The sequence below is a fragment of the Pseudoduganella dura genome (assembly GCF_009727155.1).
GTDB classification, from domain to species: Bacteria; Pseudomonadota; Gammaproteobacteria; order Burkholderiales; family Burkholderiaceae_D; genus Rugamonas; species Rugamonas dura.
Map to the genome: position 1 here is coordinate 47,220 of NZ_WNWM01000002.1, position 19,063 is coordinate 66,282.

Genomic DNA, 19,063 nt, shown 5'->3' on the forward strand with positions numbered 1-19,063 from the left:
GGAAGTCAGACAGCGGCTGAGAACGGGAGTTTCCCAACTTTACGCGAACAGCGCCAAAAAAAAACGCCGCGATCCGCGGCGTATGCACTGCAACTTGCCCGTCACCTCGTCAGGCGATACCCAGCGCCTTGCGCGTCATCGCCAGCGACTCCGCATCCGCCATGCTCGGAAAGTACTCCAGCCCGATCTCGCCCGCGTAACCTTTCTCGCGCAGCACCGCCATCACGGCGGTCCAGTCGATATCGCCCGTCCCGGGTTCGTGCCGCCCCGGCGTATCGGCCACCTGCACGTGCGCGACCAGCCCCATCCTGTCCCCCACGGCCGCCGCGAAATCCTCGCCGGTCTGCGCGGAATGATATACATCGGCCAGCAGCCGCAAGGCGGGACTGTCGACGGCGGCCACGATATCGAGGCCGCGCCCGATCGTGTCGACGAACATGCGCTGCCCGCCGACGACCATGTACACCGGCTCCAGCCACAGCACGGTGCCGGCATCCCGGGCCAGCGCGGCGGCGCGTTTCAGCACGGCGACGACGGCGTCGAACTGTTCCTGCACCGGCACATCGGCCCGCGTGAAGCCGGAGGCGAGCACCATGCCGGCCCCGGCGAACCGCTGCGCGACGGGGATCGCGTCGGCCACGGCGGCCAGCACCCTGTCGTGATCGGCGGGATCGACGAGGCTGCAGCGCGGCTCCACGCAGAAGCTGCGCAGCCGCACGCCGGTATCGTGCAGCGCGCGTTCGATGTCGTCGAGCGGCTTCGTTTGCGCGTTCTCGCGCCACAGGTGGATTTCCACGCCGGTCAGGCCGGCGGCATGGGCGGCGCGGATGCGCGAGGCCAGGTCGTCGCCGGCGCCGGCGAACATCCATTCGATACAGGCTGCGAAATTCATGGTTTTCCTTGGTTGGATTGAAGACGGTGCGCGGCGATGATCGCGGCGGCGGCGGCCAGGCAGGCCGCGCCGATCACGGCCACGCTGGCCAGGAAGCCGGAGGTAAACTGGCCGATCAGCGTGACCAGCGGCGGGCTGAGGAACTGGCCGAGGAAGAACGCCCCACCCCACATGCCCATGCCGCGGCCGCGGTGCTCGAAGCCGTAGTGGGCCAGCGCCCACGTGACCAGGGCGGGGAGCAGCAGGCCGCCGCCGACCTGGCCCAGCGCATCGAGCGGCAGGCCGAGCGCCAGGTTCGGCGCCCAGGCCACGCCGATGTAGCAAACGCCGTAGGCCGCCAGCGAACAGGCTAGCCACAGGTTCACCGGCACGCCGGCGAAGCGCTTGAACAGGTAGCCGCCGATCACCGTGCCCATGCTGGCGATCGTGGCCAGGATGCTGATGCGTTCGGGCGAGGCCACGCCCATGTCCGCGAAGATGCGGCCGTGCTGCACCGCCTGCACGAAGAACACCAGCGAGAACAGCACCGTCACGCCGCACACCAGCGCCGTGGCGCCCCATGGGAACGGCGTGGCGGCGGCTTGCGACTCCCTGCCCTGCCGCTGCGGCTCGAAGCAGGCGCATGCCGCCAGCGCGAACACCGCGAAGCCGCTCAGGTACAGCAGGAACGGATAACGCCAGTGCAGCCCGGCCAGGAAGCCGCCGGACAGCAGGATCGCCGAGCCGATCACGGGACCGAACATGTTCTGCCAGCCCAGCCAGCGCTGCCGCGCTTCCCCTTCGAAGTAGTCGCCCATCAGCGCGTTGCCGACGGTGAGGATGGCCGCTTCCGCCAGCCCCACGATCACACGACTGGCGACGATCAGCCACAGGCTGTCGAAGAACATCGGCGCCAGGCCCAGCACCGAGAACGCCAGCAAGGCCGCCAGCAGCAGCGGGCGCCGCCCCCAGCGGTCGGCCACGGCGCCCATCGCGCCGGAGAACAGCGCCACGCACAGCGAGGGCACGGTGATAATCATCGGCACCAGCAGTTCGAACCGGGGCACGCCAGAGAACTGCTGGAACAGTTGCGGCAGGCCCGGCACCAGCGCGGCCAGCGCCAGCGTGGGCATGCTCATGATCGCCATCAGCGCGATGCCTTGCAGCGTGCCGGCGCCGCGGGCAGTGCCGGCGCCTGGGCCGGCGCTGGCGCCGGCCTGGAGGGATGGAATGGATGCCACGGGAATCCTCTATGTGAAGTCCGCCTTGTTGAAATCCTCAGGGTCAGGCAGCCGGCGTACAGTACCGGCGGGTGAAAGTCAGGCCGCCTCGAGCACGTGCTTGCGGTACCAGGCGTTGAGCATCATGCCGCTGGCGATGGGCGCCGGGCCCTTGTCGCTTTCGACGATGACCCAGCCGGCATAGCCCAGTTCCAGCATGGCCGCCAGCAGCGCCGGGAAGTCGACCAGGCCGGTGCCCATCTCGCCGAACCAGCGGGGGATCTCCCGCTCGCCACCGGCCGCGATCATCGCCCGTTCGGCGTTCTGCAGCCGGTATTCGCCCAGCGTGTCGACGGCCAGCGCATCCTTGAAGTGGAAGTGCCATACCCGCTCGTGCAGGCGCCGGTACAGCGCTACCACGTCGTGCCCGGCGATCGTCAGTTCGGCCGTGTCGAACGCCAGGCCCACGTTGTCCCGGTCGCACAGCTCCAGCAGGTGCTCGAACTCGTCCACGGTGCGCAGTGCCGACAGCGCATCCACGTGCAGCACCGTCTTCAGGCCCAGCGACGCCGTCATTTCGCCCACCGCGTTCCAGCACGCGGCGGCGGCCGCCATGCGCTCCCCGTTCAGCGCGCCTTCCTTCCAGAACGAGGGGAACGGCCGCACCACCAGGCAGTCGCCGCCCAGTTCGGCCAGCATTTCCGCGTGGATGCGGGCCTGTGCGAGGATGCGCGCGTGATCTTCCCGCCGCGTGCTCATCAGCCCGAAGTGCAGTTCCTCGAAGCTCATCACGGTGGGATCGAAGAACGTGCTGGCCACGCGGCCGATGCCCCAGTCCTTCAGCTTCAGCCGGAAATGCGCCGGCGAGCCGAAATTGATCGCCACGTTTTCGGGCCGCCCGATCGGGTCCCAGCGCCCGCTGCCGCCATTGAGTTCGATCGATGAAAACCCGCACGCGGCGGTGACCTTCAGCGCCCGCTCGATTTCCTCCAGCCGCGCGAAACTCGTGAAGCCGGCCTTCCACTGGTTGACCGCGTAACCCCATTCGATTGCCATGCCCTGCTCCTCAAGCGTAGATTTTGGTGAGCACATGCTGGATGTACCAGGCCGACAGTGCCGTGCTTTCCGGGTAGTTGCCGCCGCCGACGTCCGCCTTGTCGTGCTCCACGCCCACCCAGCCTTCGTAACCGCAAGTCTTCATCGCCGCCATCAGCGCCGGGAAATCCACCAGCCCCTGCGGCGTGCCCATCTCGTGGAACCAGCGCGGCGTGGTCGGCGCCATCACCTCGGCATCGGGCTTGCGCCGGTAGTCGCCCGTCAGGTCCACGTGGTGCGTGTCCTTCAGGTGGAAGCCGCCGCAGCGGTCGTGCAATTTCAGGTACAGGTCGACCGGATCGACGCCGGCGATCACGTGTTGCGCCGTATCGCAGTAGAAGAACACGTAGCGCGGATCGGTCCATTCGTAGAATTTGCGCAGCTGCTCGGCGCTGCGGATGCCGCAGAAGAACTCGTGGTGGCAGCATGTCCGGACGCCGTATTCCAGCGTCATCTTGCCGACGCGGTTCCACAGCTCGGCGCAGGCGCGCAGCTTGTCGTCCGTGACGGGCTCCACGTCGTAATACAGGCCGGCCGGCATCACGATGAAGTTCTCCACGCCCAGGCCGGCCGACGAGCGCATGATGTGCTGCGCATAGTTGACGATGTGGTCGTGCGTGGCGCGCACGTGCGGCGCGCTCTGGCGCTCGTCGTACATCACCGCGTGGAACAGGCTGAGCACCTTGTCGATGCCCCGCGCCTGCATGAAGGCGCGGGCGTTTTCCAGCGAGCCGAACAGCTCTTTCAGCGGGCCGAGGTGGAAATCGAAGGTCTCGATGGCCTCGAAACCGATGGCCGAGATCTGCTTCAGGAATTCATCGAAGCGCTTTACCGACGTGTACTGCGACAGCTGGCCCTGGGGCGTGTCGATGCGCCAGTGGTCCATGTAGGCCCAGCGCAGTTTGCGGGTGGTCATGCGGTCTCCTTCGGTTTAAATAATTAGAATTCTGGTTATATATCTGAAGTGCAGACTGCCGATATCCCGGCCGCTGGTAGCGGGCACCTTTTCCTGGACAAGGCTTCCAGAAAAAAGTGTCAGACACCAGCCGGCGCAACTTTCCAACAGCCTTTCGGTTTTTCGGCTTTTTCGGCTCTTCAGCGTTTTACCGCTTCGGCACGAACAGCAGGAACGCCAGCATCATGTCCGACAGGTCCCCCAGCAGCTGGTTCCAGCTGCCGGCCTCGTCGAGCCGCCCGATGCTGTCCAGGCCCAGGAAGCGGGCTTGGGTGGCATAGATCAGCAGCATGCCCGTTTCCACGGCCCGCTCGGGATCGGGGTGGCGGATCTCGTCGCGGCAGGACAGCAGCAGCTTGTTGAGCTTGGCATTGTTTTCCAGCGCCGACTTCTTGCCGGCCGCGCCGATCGCCGCGTCGACCGAGCCGCGCAGCATGAACGAACGCAGCACGCTGGCGTTGTCGCGCAACAGGTTGCCGAACCCGCTCACGACGGCCGGCACCATCTGTTCCAGCCCGCGCGCCTCGGCGGCGATGCGGGTCGACTCCGCGGTGAACTGCTCGCCGAGCCGCTCCAGGTAGCGCACCTGCACCACGCGCAGCAGTTCATCCTTGCCGTCCACGCGCCCGTACAGCGAGCCGGTGGAGACCCCCGAGCGCTGGCAGATTTCGGCCAGCGTGATCTGGTCGTAGGCGCGCTCGCGCAGCAGTTCGATCGTGGCTTCGATGATCCGTTCGAACGACTGGCGGCTGCGGCCCTGCTTGGGCACGCGGGCATGGGTACTGATGGAAGGCATGGAGCTCACTGAAAAAAGGGTGTCCGATTATAGCCAATGCCATGTCGCGAGGGAACGCCGGCACGGTTGGATCGCAGGCGCCGACGTCACAGCCGCCCCGCCTTCAGTTCGGCGACCGCGAAGTCCACCGCCCGCGCGGTCAGCGCCATGTACGTCAGCGACGGATTCACCGTGCCGGCCGACGCCATGGCCGAACCGTCGGTGACGAACAGGTTCGGCACACCGTGCACCTGGTTGCGGCCATTGAGCACGGACTGCGCCGGGTCGTGGCCCATGCGGGCGCCGCCCATCTCGTGGATCGACACGCCGGGCAGCGTGCGCACGGGGATCAGCTGCACGCGCTGCGCGCCGGCCGCCAGCAGCATCTGCTCGGCCTGCTTGCCCGCGTCGACCGCCATGCGCCGTTCGTTCTCGCCATACGCCACGTCGAAGCTCAGCTGCGGCAGGCCGAAGCCGCCCGGATTCTTCTCGTTCAGCGTGACGCGGTTGTGCGCCTGCGGCAGCTGCTCGCCGAACGCGCCGAGGAAGGCGATCCACTTGCCGGGCCGGGCGATGTTGTGCTTCATCGCGGCGCCGAAATCGTCCGTCATCGCCGCCGTGTTGGTCCAGTCGTCGCGCATCGCGCCGCCCTGGAAGCCATAGCCGCGGGTGAAGTCGGCATCGGCATCCTGGCCGCCCAGGTTGCGGAAGCGCGGCACGTAGATGCCGGTGGGCCGGCGGCCCTTGTAGTTATGCTCGTCGAAGCCCGGGATCTCGGCGAAGGCGCCGATCCCGTGGTGGTCGATCAGGTAGCGCCCCAGCGCGTCGCCCTGGTTGCCCAGGCCGTTCGGGTGCAGCGCGCTGCGCGACTGCATCAGCACCTGCACGCTGCCGTAGGTGGACGCGCAAAGGAATACGATGCGTGCATGGTAGGTGGCGCGCTGCCCCGTTCTCGCGTCGATCACGCGCACGCCGCTGGCCTTCTTCGTCTTCGGGTCGACCTCGATCGCCTCGACGACGCTGTCGGTGCGCACCGTGAGCAGGCCGGTTTTCTCGGCGGCCGGCAAGGTGGAACTGAGCGAGCTGAAATACGCGCCGAATGAGCAGCCGCGATTGCAGATGCTGCGGTTCTGGCACGGGCCGCGGCCGTTGTGCTCCGTGGTCAGGTTGGCGACGCGGCCGATCGTCACCTTGCGGTCGTTCCACTTCGCCTCGATGCGCGCCTTCAGCGCCCGTTCCACGGCCGTCATTTCCATCGGCGGCAGGAAGTGCCCGTCCGGAAAACTTGCCAGCCCCTCGGCCTGGCCGCTGACGCCGATGAATTTCTCCACGTGCGTGTACCACGGCGCCAGGTCGGCATAGCGGATCGGCCAGTCGTTGCCGTGGCCGTCGCGCGCGTTCGCCTTGAAGTCGTCGTCGCCCCAGCGGTAGGACTGGCGGCCCCACGTCAGCGAGCGGCCGCCCAGCACGTCGGTGCGGTGCCAGCGGAACGGTTTCGCCTGTTCGTACGGATTCTCCCGGTCGTTGATCCAGTAGTGGCGGTTGGCCCAGCTGAACGCGCCCCGTTCGATCCTGCTTTGTACCGGGTAATCGCGCTCATCGAGCTCGCGGTCCGGCAGGCCATGGTCGGGCGCGTCCCATGGCGACGTGAATTCATGGATATAACCCTTCTGGTGTTCGACCAGCTTGCCGCGCTCGAGCACCAGCACCTTCAGGCCCTTCTCGGTGAGCTCTTTCGCGGCCCAGCCGCCGGTGATGCCCGAACCGATGACGATCGCGTCGAATTGTATGGCGTTCTTTTTCACGGATGCTTCCTCAGATGACGGTCTGGTACGGCCAGGTCTTCATGTCCAGGTTGGCCTCGAACTTGCCCGGCACCGGCAGGTAGCGCAGCTCCTGGTTGCTGCCCGCCTCGGACGTGAAGTAGGCGAACACCACGAGGTCGCGCAGGCGCAGATAGAACGGCGCCTTCGGGTCGAGGATGCGGTCGGCCAGCGAGAAAGTGCGGCCCGCATAAGGGCTCGACGCCTTCAGCGCCGTCATCAGCTCGGCGCCCTGCTCCGGCGTGCAGGCCGCGAAGCCGCGGCCGAAGCGTTCCCGGGCCGCGCTGTCGAGCCCGGCGAGGCCGGCGCAGAACGCGGCCGCCTCGTCCGGCCGCATCCAGTGCGCCGCCAGCGCGCCGACGAATTGCGGCACGCCGGCGGCATTGGCGCCGGGCGTTTCCGTGGCGGGGATGATGACTTCGGCCGCGCTGGCCAGCACCGCCGCTTCGCCCGCGGACAGTGCGGGATTGGCCGCCGCGGCCCCGGCCGCCTTCACGGCCGCCGCCGCGGTGGCATTGCTCCACACCGCCGCCACCGCGCCACTGGCCAGCAGCGCGGCCAGCACGTCGCGCCGCGACACGCCGCCCTGCCCGCCCGGGCCGAACTGCACCTTGTGAATCTTCATGTCGTCTCCTGCCATGTGTTTTATGCCGCCGGTATGAATCCAGCATAGCACGATATTAGAACAAGAATTATGGTTTTTTTACCGGGCCGGTGAATGGCGATTCAGGGCCGGTTCGTGGCGGGCAGGCGCCGCGCGCCCACCACCTGCTCGGCCAGCAGTTTCAGGCTGCCGGCCACCTGCTCGTCGAGGCACTGGCCGTCGCCGTCGAACAGGCGCACGCCGGCCGTGTTCAGCGTCACGCCCAGCGGCGTGGGCCAGCCGCGCAAGGCATGCACGATCGAACGCAGCGCGCCGAGCGTGGTGTTGCAGCCCTGCCAACCGGCGGCCGTGACGATGCAGCCGACCGGCATGCCGTCCAGGTATACGCGGGGATCGCCGCGCAGGTCTTCCAGCAGGTCGATCGCGTTCTTCACGAGGCCGGACACGCCGCCGTGGTAGCCGGGCGACGCGAAGATCACGGCATCGGCCGCGCGCACGGCGTCGACAATCGCCTGCTGGCCGGCGCTGCGCGCGGCCTGCTCCGGCGAGTAGCCTTCGAGCGCCGCCAGCGCTTCGCCGCCGAACAGGCGCGTTTCCGCGCCGAGCTGCCGCGCGTACTGCAACGTGGCGCGCAGCGCGCTTTCGGTGCTGGAGCCCGGGCGCGTGGTGCCGCCGATGCCGACGATGAATGGGGCACGGGTCGTGGTGGTGTGGTTCATGGTGTGTCTCCTCGGGTTGTGGGTGGCAGTGACATCGGCGCGGAAAACCGGTGTCCGACACCAAAAAACGGTGTCCGACACCACATCGCCGACGCTGCCGAAAACAGACGGATTTCCTGGCCTGGAAATACCAGTTCAGGCGGCGGTCACGCTGACCGACAGCGGCAGATCGTCGCTGGCCCGCCCGACCAGCAGCTCGACCGGCCCATCCAGGTTGCGCCATCCGTCGCGCCAGGTCTGCAGCCGCCGGGCGGCGACGGGGATGCCGACGGTGCGCGACTCTCCCGGCTGCAGACCGACCTTCGCGAACGCCACCAGCGTCAGTTCCGGCACGGTGCGATAGACCTGCACGACCTCCGCACCGGCGCGCGTGCCCGTGTTGCGCACGGTGAGCGATACGACCCAGCCGCCCTCCTCTCCCGGCGTCGCCGCCGCATCGCCGAGGGAGAACGTCGCATAGCCGAAGCCGCTGCCGAACGCATGCCGTGGCGCGATGCCCTTCGCCGCCAGCCCGCGGTAGCCGACGCGCACGCCGTCGCTGTAGTGCAGGTCGCCCTGCGCATCGGGCCGCAGCGACAGCGCCGGGTAATCGCCCTCGTCGCACGCGATGGTGACGGGCATGCGCCCGCCCGGCTCGCGGTCGCCCGCCAGCACCTGCGCCAGGGCCGGGCCGAACTCCTGACCCGGGTACCAGCAATGCAGCACCGCCTGCGCCAGGTGGTCCCACGGCGTATCGAACGCATGGCCGACGTTGGTGACGATGACGGTATGCGGATTCGCCGCGCACACCGCTTCGATCAGCGCGACCTGCTCCGCCGGCAGCCGCGTATCCGGCCGGTCCTTGCTCTCCACGCTCGCGTCGGAGGTTTCGCCGACGACGAGGATCACGGCATCGGCGCTTTCGGCGAGCCGCAGTGCGCGCGCCATCATCTCCAGCGCGCCGCCCGGGCCGCGCACGCCGTACCACAGGCCCTGGCAGCGGGCCGCCGTGTAGCGCAGTTCGACGACAACCTCCATCGCCCGGCCTTCCTGCAGCGGCACCGCCACGCAATCGGCGTCGCCGCTTTTCAGGCGGCCCATCACGTCGCCCGGAGCGAGCTCCCCGTCGCGCCGGTAGACTTCGACGCCATCGAGCAGCAGCCGCAGCGCGCCGGTGCCGCCGACATGGAATACATGCTCGCCCGACCGGGCGGGCGTGAACGTGCCGCTGGCGCGGGTGCCGGCCGCGCATTGCAGGGCGCCCGCCTCGTGCACGCCGTGGAACCAGGTCAGCGAATTGGTGTCCCGCGTTTCGCTCAGCACCGGCGCGCCGTCGAAGGCGACGTTGTCGAAGTAGTCGATGGTCATGCCCTGCGCGCACCCGTCGCCCAGTGCGCGGGCCGGCGCCACTGGCATGCGCGGCAGCTTCGGCTGCGGGTCGACGCCCGGTTCGTAGCCGATGACCGCGTCGCCGAAGCGCGCGCGCAGCGCATCGAGCGGCAGGATGGCGTCAGGCTTGAGTGCGATCTTCGCGAACGTGCCGCCCTGGAAGCACGGCGCGCTGGCGTTCGGGCCGATCACGGCGATGCGGCCGAAGCGGCGCGGGTCGAGCGGCAGCATGGCGCCCACGTTGCGCACCATCGTGAAGCCGGCCGCCGCCGCTTCGGCCAGCAGTGCTGTCGCCTGCGCCTCCGGCATCGGCGGCGCCTTGCCGGCGGCGAAACGCCGGGCGGTGGCGGCCACGCGTCCCGCCGCGTCGTGCAGCCGGGCCAGCGGCACGGCGCGGTCGCGCACCGCCGCCGCACTGCGCGCGCCCAGGAAGCGCGCCGGCCCCGGCATTTCCAGGTCGAGCCCGCCGAGCAGCGAACCGGCCGTGGAATGGGTGCCGAACCAGTCGCTCATGAACACGCCGGGGTAGCGCCACTCGTCCTTGGCGATGGCCTGCACGATGTCGCCCGCCTCGGCGCACCAGCTGCCGTTGACCTTGTTGTACGCGGTCAGCATGCCCGCGCACCCGGCTTCGGCCGCCATCTCGAACGGCAGCAGGTAGACTTCGCGCAGCGTGCGCTCGTCGACCACGGCGTTCATGCTGTCGCGCGCCGTTTCGCTGTCGTTGCAGACCAGGTGCTTGGCGACGGCACCCGTGCCGGACGCCTGGCAGCCCTGCACCCACGCGGCGCCCAGCGTGCCGCACAGCAGCGGTTCCTCGGAAAAATATTCGAACGCGCGGCCGGCCAGCGGGCTGCGCGCCAGGTTCACGTTGGGCGCCAGCATCAGGTCCACGCCGCGGCGCACCGCCTCGCCGCCCACCAGCCGGCCAACCTTTTCCACGAGCGCCGCATCCCAGCTTGCTCCCAGCGCCACCGGCGCGGGCGTGAGCATCGACACGTCGCGCTCGTCGATCCGCGCGCCGGCCACGCCCATCGGGCCGTCGGCCATCGAAAGCGCCGGGATGCCGGCCTCCGGCACCGCGGCGGTCCGCCACATCGATGCGCCGGCGGTCAGCATCGCCAGGTCGGCCAGGCTCAGTTCAGTCGTCATTGTCGTCTCCTCCGCGCCGCGACGCCGTTACCGGAACGCCGGCAGGACCTGCGTGGCCAGCAGCCGCAGCGTCTGGTCCGCCCAGGCGAGGCGCTGCTCCGTCAGCGGACCGGTGACGGTGCCGCACAGGATGTTGCCGATGCCGACCTCCTGGTAGGCGCGCAGCTTGCCGATCACCGTCTCGGGGCTGCCGTACAGGCACCACGTTGCCATCCAGTCCTCGGTCAGCGCGTGGCCCGTGCGGTCGGTCTTCCTGTTGGCGTCGTCCGCCTCGGCCTTGGCATTGAACGCGCTTTCGCGGTCGATGGCTTCCTGGTACGAGGTCAGGATTTCCAGCACTTCCTTGTGCGCCTGCTCGTCGGTGGGCGCCAGGTGCACGCACTGGTAGCTGTGCGTGGTCCACGACAGCGCGTCGGCCACCGTTTCCTCCGGGTGGCCGGCGGCCAGCAGCTGCTCGTGGTAGCTGGCGAAATACTTCTTCACGTGGCTGAGCGGATCGGTGCCGCCGATCTTCGGCGGCGTGAAGGCCGGAATGAAGGCGGGCCAGCCGTTGACGGCGGCACGCGTGGTGCTGCTCTCCTTCATCGCCACCGGCATCAGGCGCGCATGCTTCGCGCCGTACGGCGCCGGCGCGATGCGCTGCAGCACGCGGCCCTTGTGGAAGCCGTCGAGTTCCACCGGCGCATCGTCGATCTTCTTGTTCCACAGCGTCTCGGCCGCCTGCAGGTTTTCCTCGGCGATCCGCCCCGCATCCTTGTAGTTGACGCCGAAACCGATCATTTCTTCCGGCGTGGTGCCCGAGCCGATACCGACCAGCAGCTTGCCTTTCGTCAGGTGATCGAGGATGTTGATGCGCTCGACGAATCGCACCGGGTGATGCAGCGGCACCGACGTGACCGAGAAGCCGAAATGCATGTCCGGCAGCTTCGCGGCCAGATAGGCGGCGAACATGTAGCTGTCGCTGGCCACCGGCATGTAGCCGTTGAAATGGTGGTCCGGCAGGAAGATGGCGTCGAAGCCCAGTTTCCCGGCCAGCAGCGCGTGCTGCTCCAGGTCGACGATCAACTGTTTGTCCGCGTCCGCGGTCATCGTGCGGGCGTTCAGGAAGACGGAGAAGCGCATGGTAAATCCCGTAGTGAGGGTTGAGGGCTGGCACCGGCCCACCCGGGACGGCCGCGCCGCCCGGTCGGATCGCTGATAAGAATCAGAATTCGGATTATGATATGGCGCGAAAGGGACGAAGTCAAACAAAAGCTGCTGGCGTTAAAAGCTGCGGGTCAAAAGCTGCGGGTCGAAGCTGCGGGTCAAAAGCTGTCGGTCAAAAGCTGTGCTCGTTTCAAAGGTCGCCGCCCGTGCCGCCGCCGGCGATGCCCGGCCACTCCATCTCGAGTTCCATGCCGATCGAGCGCGCCAGCCCGTCCAGGTCGGGGAACAGCGTGGCGTTCGTGATGTTCATCCGGTACAGCGCCTTCATCGCCTCCTCGCGCACGCCGATCGGCAGCACGATCTTCTTTAGCAGCGTGCCGCTGTCGGCGTAATGCCCCAGGATGTCGTCGAGCGGCTTGTCCACCATGCCCGGCACCACCAGCGTGCCCGACTGCGCCACCAGCCGCCGGTCCATCTCGGTGGGTTCGCCGATCCAGATGATCGCGTTGGTATTGGGCAGGAACAGGCGGGCGAAGTTGCCGGACAGCCGAGGATCGATGCCGTTGCGGTCCATGCCCGGTTGCCCGCGCGGCGCGGCCATCCACAGCCGCGGCGTGTTCAGCGCATGGATCGCCGCGTCGCGCGTGGCCCGCTCCAGCGCGAAGAACACGGCCACGAACGGCGACTTGGTGAAGTCCAGCAGCCGGGTGGGCGCGCCGTGGTGCTGCATCAGCGCCAGGCAGCGCAGGGCGTTATCGAGCACGGCCGGGTTGTCGAGATAGTTGTGCGCCTTGCGGCGGAAGATGCGGATCGCCCGTTCCTCGCGCAGCCGCCAGCTTGCCTTGTCCGGCACATAGGCGTGCAGGTAGCGCGACAGCGACGTCTGCAACGGCCACCGGGCGTCCTGCTGGCCGCGGAAGGCCCAGCCGTCGAGCGCGGCGCTCAGGGCAACGAATTCATTCCAGCTGGCGACGACGATTTCTTCCATGGCGACGGGCTCGTGGTGGGAAACGGTGCGAGTGTAGCCGAATGCCGCGTCCGGCAGCGAACCGCAGCGTGCGGCCGGAGTACCCACCCGGCCGTATCGCAAAGGCAACATTCACGACGCAAGCCGCGGCGAAATCCACTAAAAGCCGAGAACGGATAAGCAACCGACAAGTTGCCGAAGTTATAATTCCCCGCAGCGGGCACGCGGTGCCCGCCTCACATCGACGGCGGAACGAGACCGATGCTGTTCAATTCCCATGCATTCCTGTTCGGCTTCCTGCCGGTGGTGCTGCTGGCCTACTTCGCCGCGGCGCGGCGCGGGCGCGAATACGGCAACCTCGTGCTGGCCCTGGCCTCGCTGTTCTTCTATGCGTGGTGGGACGTGCGCTACCTGCCGCTGCTGCTGGCCTCGATCGCTGGCAATTACGCCTGCTCGCTGCGGATCCGCGCCGCGCAGGGGCCTGCCCGCCGGCGCTGGCTCGTGGCGGCGCTGGCCGCCAATCTTGCGCTGCTGGGCTGGTACAAATACGCCGGCTTCTTCGCCGCCGGCGTGGCACAGGCCACCGGCTGGCACTTGCCGGCCCTGCACATCGTGCTTCCGATCGGCATCTCGTTCTTCACGTTCACGCAGATCGCGTTCCTGGTGGACACCGCGCGCGGCCATGTCAGCGAGAGCCGCTTCCTGCACTACCTGCTGTTCGTCACCTATTTCCCGCACCTGATCGCCGGCCCGGTGCTGCACCACGGCGAGATGATGCCGCAGTTCGGCGACGACCGGAACCGCTGGCCGCGCGCCGTCAATTTCGCCGTCGGCGGCTCGGTCTTCTTCATCGGGCTGGCCAAGAAAGTGCTGGTCGCCGATAACCTGGCGCCGTACGCGAACGTACTGTTCGCCGACCCGCAGGAGGTCTCGCTGCTGGTGGCATGGGGCGGCGTGCTGGCGTATGCATTCCAGCTGTACTTCGATTTTTCCGGGTATTCCGACATGGCGATCGGCCTGTCGCGCCTGTTCGGCGTGCAGTTGCCGCTGAACTTCGCGTCGCCCTACAAGGCCGCGTCGATCATGGAGTTCTGGCGCCGCTGGCACATGACGCTGTCGCGCTTCCTGCGCGACTACCTGTACATTCCGCTGGGCGGCAACCGCAGGGGGCCGGCACGCCGGTCGGCCAACCTGATGGCGACGATGCTGCTGGGCGGCCTGTGGCACGGCGCCGGCTGGAACTACGTGATCTGGGGCGGGCTGCACGGCCTGTACCTGGTGACCGGCCAGGCGTGGCGCGGCCTCGCGCAGCGCATGGGCTGGCGCGGCGGGCCCGCCGGCCGGCTGGCCGGCTGGGCACTGACGTTCGCCGCGGTGTGCGTGGCCTGGGTATTCTTCCGCGCACCGGACCTCGATACGGCGCTGGCCATCCTGGCCGGCATGGCCGGCGAGCACGGCGTGCAGCTGCCGGCCACGATCGGCGCTCACCTGGGCGCGCATCTCGGCGGCCTGAAGGCGGCTCTGGACGGACTCGGCATCGGCTGGTACCAGGGCGGCACCGCGCGCTTCGTCGAGACATGGGGCTGGGTCGCGGCGGCCGCCGTGGTGGCCTTCGCCATGCCGAACACGCAGCAGATCATGCACCGCTTCGCACCGGCGCTCGATGCGGGCGGCCCGCGCGAGGCGGCGGTGCGCCTGGCGTGGCGGCCGGCGCGCCGCCACGCGGTGCTGATCGGCACGCTCGCCGTGCTGGGCGTGCTGTCGCTGAACCGGCCCACCGATTTCCTGTATTTCCAGTTCTGACATGAGCGCACACCGCAATTACCTCCGCTGGATGCTGGGAACGATCGCCGGCGCCAGCCTGGCCGTGGCCGGCTTCGTGCTGCTGGTCGACCCGTACGGTCTGTACACACTGGCCGACATGCCGGGCGTGAACCGGATAAAGCCGCCCGTCGAGCGCTACCGCAACGAGATCCGCCTGGCCCGCGCCGACCGGCTGCGGCCGCGCATCGTCATCACGGGCAATTCGCGGATGGAAGCCGGCGTCGACCCGGACGGCCCGCAACTGGCCGGAAAGAACGCCTTCAACCTCGGGCTGGCCGGTACCAGCGCGGCGATGGCGGTCGGCCAGCTGCGCCACCTGGCCGCGGGCGCCGCGCCCCCCGAACGCGTGATCGCCGGCCTCGAATTCGTCGATGCGCTCACCGAGCGGCCGGTGCATGCCGCCGCGCTGCCGCCGCCACTGCCGGCGCCGGATCGGGGCTGGCGCAGCCACCTGTGGCGCGCCGACGCGCTGTACTCGTTCGCGTCGCTGAAGGATGCTCTCGTCACGGTGGCGATCCAGCACGACCCGGATGCCGCGACGGCCACGCTGCGAGGCCACAATCCCCTGCAGCAGTATCACCAGGCGGCGCGCACGGAAGGCTATTCCGCGCTGTTCGGCCAGCGCGCCGCCGAGAACACCCGCAAGCTGGCCGCCGCGGCCGATGGCGGCCTGGATACGCCGGCCGTGCGCGCCCAGGTCGCCGCGCTGATCGACGGCGCCGCGGCAGGCAACCCCGGCGTGGCGGTCGACATGGTGATCTACCCGTATCACGCGCAACTGCTGGCCCTGTTCGAGGGAGCGAAACTGTGGCCCCGCTTCGAGGCATGGAAGGCGCTCCTGGTGGCCGAGGTCGAGGCGGGCCGGCAGCGCCATCCGCACGCCCGCATCGCGGTGCACGACTTCTCCGGCTACGGGCCGGTCCAGTGCGAGGCGATCCCCGCCCCCGGCAGCGCGGCGCGCACGCGCTGGTACTGGGAAGCCGGCCATTTCAAGCCCGCGCTCGGCGAACTGATCGTGGCGCGGGTGCTGGGGACGACAGACGACGGCATGCCGGCCGGCTTCGGCGTACGGCTCGAGCGCGACACGCTCGCCGCGAACCGCGCACGGATCGCCGGCGAGCGGGCCGACTGCATCGCGCGCCAGGCGAGCGTGTTCGACGGCGTGACACGCGACGTGGCACGCGAACATGCGCGGCGGACCGGATTGCGCGCGATGGCTGGTCACCATGCGGGCATCGCTCCCGCCGCGATCGAATAATCATTGCAAGCCGCAGCGGAGCTGACTTGCGGCGGCGGCCCCGCGACACGATCGGTCCTCATTACCAAGCTGGCCTGACCAATCGTTGCAAAAACACGTCACTGGTCTGACAGAATTGCACTTGGCCCGACCACATTCGAAATTACGCCGCACGTCTCAGCCGCGCTAGCGCGCAAATAAGCGCGCATTTGAGCGAAGTTAGCGACAGATGATCATTAGGTTATCGTTTTCCTTCGCACCTATACGTTTTTGTTATTTGTGTAAGCCAGGAGGCTCCGCAATGATGGAGCCCGCGCACGTTCGAGACCGTGCGCGCCACCAGGCGTAGAGATCCGGAACAAAATCAGACCAGGAGACTTGGATGCACAGCAGCAAAACCGCTTTGAAACTGACGGCGATCGCGTCGGCAGTACTGGCCATGGCCCACATCACCGCGCAGGCGCAGGAAGCCACCGAGCCGCAGACCGTGGTCGTCACCGGCCTGCGCGCATCGCTGGAGAGCGCGCTCAATGCCAAGCGCACCGAGAACAGCATCGTCGACGTCATCAAGGCCGAGGATATCGGCAAGTTCCCTGATACGAACCTGGCCGAATCGCTGCAGCGCGTGCCGGGCGTGGCGATCGACCGCGATGCCGGCGAAGGCCGCAGCATCACCGTGCGCGGCCTGGGCCAGGACTTCACCCGCGTGCGCATCAACGGCATCGAGGCGCTGGCCACCACCGGCGGCAGCGACAACAGCGGCGGCACCAACCGTGGCCGCGGCTTCGACTTCAACGTGTTCGCCTCCGAACTGTTCTCTTCGCTGACGGTGCGCAAGAGCTCCGCCGCCGACGTGGAAGAAGGCTCGCTGGGCGCCACCGTCGACCTGCAGACGATGCGTCCGTTCGACTTCGCCAAGCGCGGTTTCAACGCCACCGCGATGATCAAGGGCCGCTACAACGACCTTTCGAAGAAAACCGATCCGCGCGGCGCGTTCATGTTCTCGGACACGTTCAACAACAACACGATGGGTTACCTCGTGTCCGTCGCGTACAGCAAGCGCAACCTGTTCGAGGACGGTTTCTCCACCGGCCGCTGGGACAACGGCCCGTCCGTCGGCGGGTGGTGCGCGCCGATGGGCGTGGGCCCGTCGACGTCGCCGAACTGCAGCACGAGCGCGCCGGGCTTCCCGGTGGCCACGCGCCTGCCCGGCACGCCCGAGAACATCGCCGCCTACAATGCCGCCAGCAGCGCCGCCAACTATCACCCGCGCTTCCCCCGCTACGGCCGCATGGTGCACGACCAGGACCGCCTGGGCGTGACCGCGTCGTTCGAATGGAAGCCGCAGCGCGGCACGCGCCTGTCGCTGGACCTGCTGTACGCCGACCTCGATGCGACGCGCGAGGAAAACTATATCGAAGGCTTCTCGTTCTCGCGCAACCTCAGTTCCGGCGGCAAGCCGCAGACCTCGGTCGTCAACGCGCAGTACGACTCGCTGGGGCGCATGGTGTACGGCGTGTTCAACGGCGTCGACATCCGGTCCGAGTCGCGCTACGACGAGATGCAGACGAAATTCGTGCAGCCCACGCTGAACCTGTCGCACCAGATCAGCGAGGACCTGCGCCTGACCGCCGCGCTGGGCCACGCGAAATCCAAGTTCGACAACCCGATCCAGACCACGGTCACGCTCGATGCCCCGAACGTGAACGGCTACGTGGTCGACTTCCGCCAGAACGACCGGCTGCCCATCATCACCTACCCGTTCGACGTCACCCAGGCCGGCGTGCTGAACATCTATGGCGTGCCGGCCGGCGCGACGTCGGCGGCGAACGCGCTGCCGAGCGAAATCCGCATCCGCCCGGCGGGCACCGAGAACACCAACGACGTGTTCAGCAGCGACCTGGCATGGCGTGCCAGCGACACGTGGACCTTCAAGGGCGGCGTGAACGTGAAGCGCTACAAGTTCAACACGTGGGAATCGCGCCGCGCCAACACGGCCGAGACGATCTACGGCCTGCCGGCCGGCACCGCCATCGGCGGCCTGGCGACGCAGCTGACGGGCTTCGGCAGCGGCCAGGACATGCCGGCCGGGAACGCGACGGGCTGGGTGATGCCCAACATCGGCGCCATCACGGCACTGTACGATGCCTACTGCAACTGCCTGAAGTCCGGCCCCGCGGGCGGCCCGGGCGACTTCACGCTGACGTCGCTGTCGAACGCGAGCGCGCGCGGCAACAACCGCGCGATCAAGGAGCAGGACAACGGCGTCTACCTGCAGGGCGACTTCGATGCCGAACTGTGGGGCCTGCCGGTGCGAGGCAACGTGGGGGGCCGCTACGTGAAGACGAAGCTGACCGCCACCGGCTACGTGGCCACCGGCGGCGGCATCCCCGTCACCGTGGAAAACGAGTACAACGACTTCCTGCCGGCGCTCAACGTGACCGCCAACGTCACGCCGGACTTCCTGGTGCGCCTGGCCGCGGCCAAGGTGATGTCGCGGCCGCCGCTGGGCAACCTGAACCCGGGCGGCACCGTCAGCACCGTGGGCGCGCTGGGCATCTCGTCCGGCAACCCGCTGCTGGAACCGTTCCGCGCCAAGACGTTCGACGCGTCGTTCGAGTACTACTTCCCGAACAAGGCCTTCGTCGGCCTGGGCCTGTTCCAGAAGAACATCGCCAGCTACGTGCAGGGCGTGCGCGAATCGATGCCGTACAACCAGACCGGCCTGCCGCTGTCGCTGCTGCCGTCGAACTTCACCGGCACCGAGATGTTCGACGTGACGAGCTTCCGGAACACGCCGGGCGGCAAGCTGCGCGGCGTGGAACTGAACTACCAGCAGCCGTTCACGTTCCTGCCGGCGTGGGGCCGCAACTTCGGCCTGATCGCCAACTACACGAAGGTGTCGTCGAAGATCGACTACATCATCTCGGCCAACACCGCCAACAGCGGCACCGTGCGCAACGAGCTGGTGAACCTGTCGCCGAAGTCGTGGAACACCACGTTCTACTACGATGACGGCCGCTTCAGCGCACGCCTGACCGGCGCCTACCGCTCCGCCTACCTGCAGACGGTACCGGCGCAGAACAACAACGACGTGGCGGGCAAGAACGAAACCACGAACATCGACCTGTCGCTGTCCTACAAGATCAACGACAAGCTCGAACTCACGTTCGAGGGCGTCAACCTCACCAACGAGGCCAGCGACCAGTACGTGGGCAGCACGCGCAACAGCGTGAACGTGCTGAACGTGACGGGCCGCGAGTACCTGCTCGGCGCCCGCTACAAGTTCTGAACGGGACCACGATGG

At 68.1% G+C, this 19,063-nt stretch carries 14 protein-coding genes; 3 read left to right on the forward strand and 11 right to left on the reverse strand.

Annotated features, from left to right (window positions below):
- Positions 1-109 precede the first annotated feature (109 nt).
- The 11 genes from GJV26_RS00460 to GJV26_RS00510 form a co-directional block, all read right to left on the reverse strand.
- Positions 110-892, reverse strand: coding sequence for a TIM barrel protein (locus GJV26_RS00460; RefSeq protein ID WP_155706689.1), 783 nt, complete (start codon positions 890-892; stop codon positions 110-112).
- On the reverse strand, positions 889-2,112 hold the full coding sequence (locus GJV26_RS00465) for an MFS transporter (RefSeq protein ID WP_155706691.1): 1,224 nt from the start codon (positions 2,110-2,112) through the stop codon (positions 889-891). Before GJV26_RS00465 ends, GJV26_RS00460 begins: the two co-directional genes overlap by 4 nt.
- Positions 2,113-2,190: 78 nt before the next feature.
- Positions 2,191-3,147 carry a sugar phosphate isomerase/epimerase family protein gene (locus tag GJV26_RS00470; RefSeq protein ID WP_173346103.1) on the reverse strand — a complete coding sequence of 319 codons (957 nt, stop codon included), beginning with the start codon at positions 3,145-3,147 and terminating at the stop codon, positions 2,191-2,193.
- A gap of 10 nt (positions 3,148-3,157) precedes the next feature.
- A complete protein-coding gene (locus GJV26_RS00475) occupies positions 3,158-4,102 on the reverse strand; it encodes a sugar phosphate isomerase/epimerase family protein (protein WP_229419121.1) in 945 nt (314 codons plus the stop codon).
- Positions 4,103-4,289: 187 nt separating this feature from the next.
- Positions 4,290-4,937 carry a TetR/AcrR family transcriptional regulator gene (locus GJV26_RS00480; RefSeq protein ID WP_155706695.1) on the reverse strand — a complete coding sequence of 216 codons (648 nt, stop codon included), beginning with the start codon at positions 4,935-4,937 and terminating at the stop codon, positions 4,290-4,292.
- An 86-nt stretch (positions 4,938-5,023) separates the two neighbouring features.
- Positions 5,024-6,721, reverse strand: coding sequence for an FAD-dependent oxidoreductase (locus GJV26_RS00485; RefSeq protein ID WP_189442230.1), 1,698 nt, complete (start codon positions 6,719-6,721; stop codon positions 5,024-5,026).
- Positions 6,722-6,731: 10 nt separating this feature from the next.
- Entirely contained in the window at positions 6,732-7,364 is a 633-nt protein-coding gene (locus GJV26_RS00490; RefSeq protein ID WP_173346104.1) for a gluconate 2-dehydrogenase subunit 3 family protein, read from the reverse strand.
- A 101-nt stretch (positions 7,365-7,465) separates the two neighbouring features.
- Complete coding sequence (locus GJV26_RS00495) at positions 7,466-8,062, reverse strand: NADPH-dependent FMN reductase (RefSeq protein ID WP_155706699.1); 597 nt, start codon at positions 8,060-8,062, stop codon at positions 7,466-7,468.
- Between the two features lie 135 nt (positions 8,063-8,197).
- A complete protein-coding gene (locus GJV26_RS00500; protein ID WP_155706701.1) occupies positions 8,198-10,582 on the reverse strand; it encodes a beta-glucosidase in 2,385 nt (794 codons plus the stop codon).
- A 27-nt stretch (positions 10,583-10,609) separates the two neighbouring features.
- Positions 10,610-11,704 carry an LLM class flavin-dependent oxidoreductase gene (locus tag GJV26_RS00505; protein WP_155706703.1) on the reverse strand — a complete coding sequence of 365 codons (1,095 nt, stop codon included), beginning with the start codon at positions 11,702-11,704 and terminating at the stop codon, positions 10,610-10,612.
- A gap of 214 nt (positions 11,705-11,918) precedes the next feature.
- Positions 11,919-12,827, reverse strand: a complete 909-nt coding sequence (locus GJV26_RS00510) for an FRG domain-containing protein (protein ID WP_229419122.1) — start codon at positions 12,825-12,827, stop codon at positions 11,919-11,921.
- Positions 12,828-12,956: 129 nt separating this feature from the next.
- Here GJV26_RS00510 and GJV26_RS00515 point away from each other — a divergent pair, with 129 nt between their 5' ends.
- From GJV26_RS00515 to GJV26_RS00525, 3 genes are all read left to right on the forward strand, one after another.
- Positions 12,957-14,498 carry an MBOAT family O-acyltransferase gene (locus GJV26_RS00515; RefSeq protein WP_155706705.1) on the forward strand — a complete coding sequence of 514 codons (1,542 nt, stop codon included), beginning with the start codon at positions 12,957-12,959 and terminating at the stop codon, positions 14,496-14,498.
- Position 14,499: 1 nt separating this feature from the next.
- Complete coding sequence (locus tag GJV26_RS00520; protein ID WP_155706708.1) at positions 14,500-15,777, forward strand: hypothetical protein; 1,278 nt, start codon at positions 14,500-14,502, stop codon at positions 15,775-15,777.
- Positions 15,778-16,138: 361 nt separating this feature from the next.
- Positions 16,139-19,048 carry a TonB-dependent receptor gene (locus GJV26_RS00525; RefSeq protein ID WP_216643083.1) on the forward strand — a complete coding sequence of 970 codons (2,910 nt, stop codon included), beginning with the start codon at positions 16,139-16,141 and terminating at the stop codon, positions 19,046-19,048.
- Positions 19,049-19,063 lie beyond the last annotated feature (15 nt).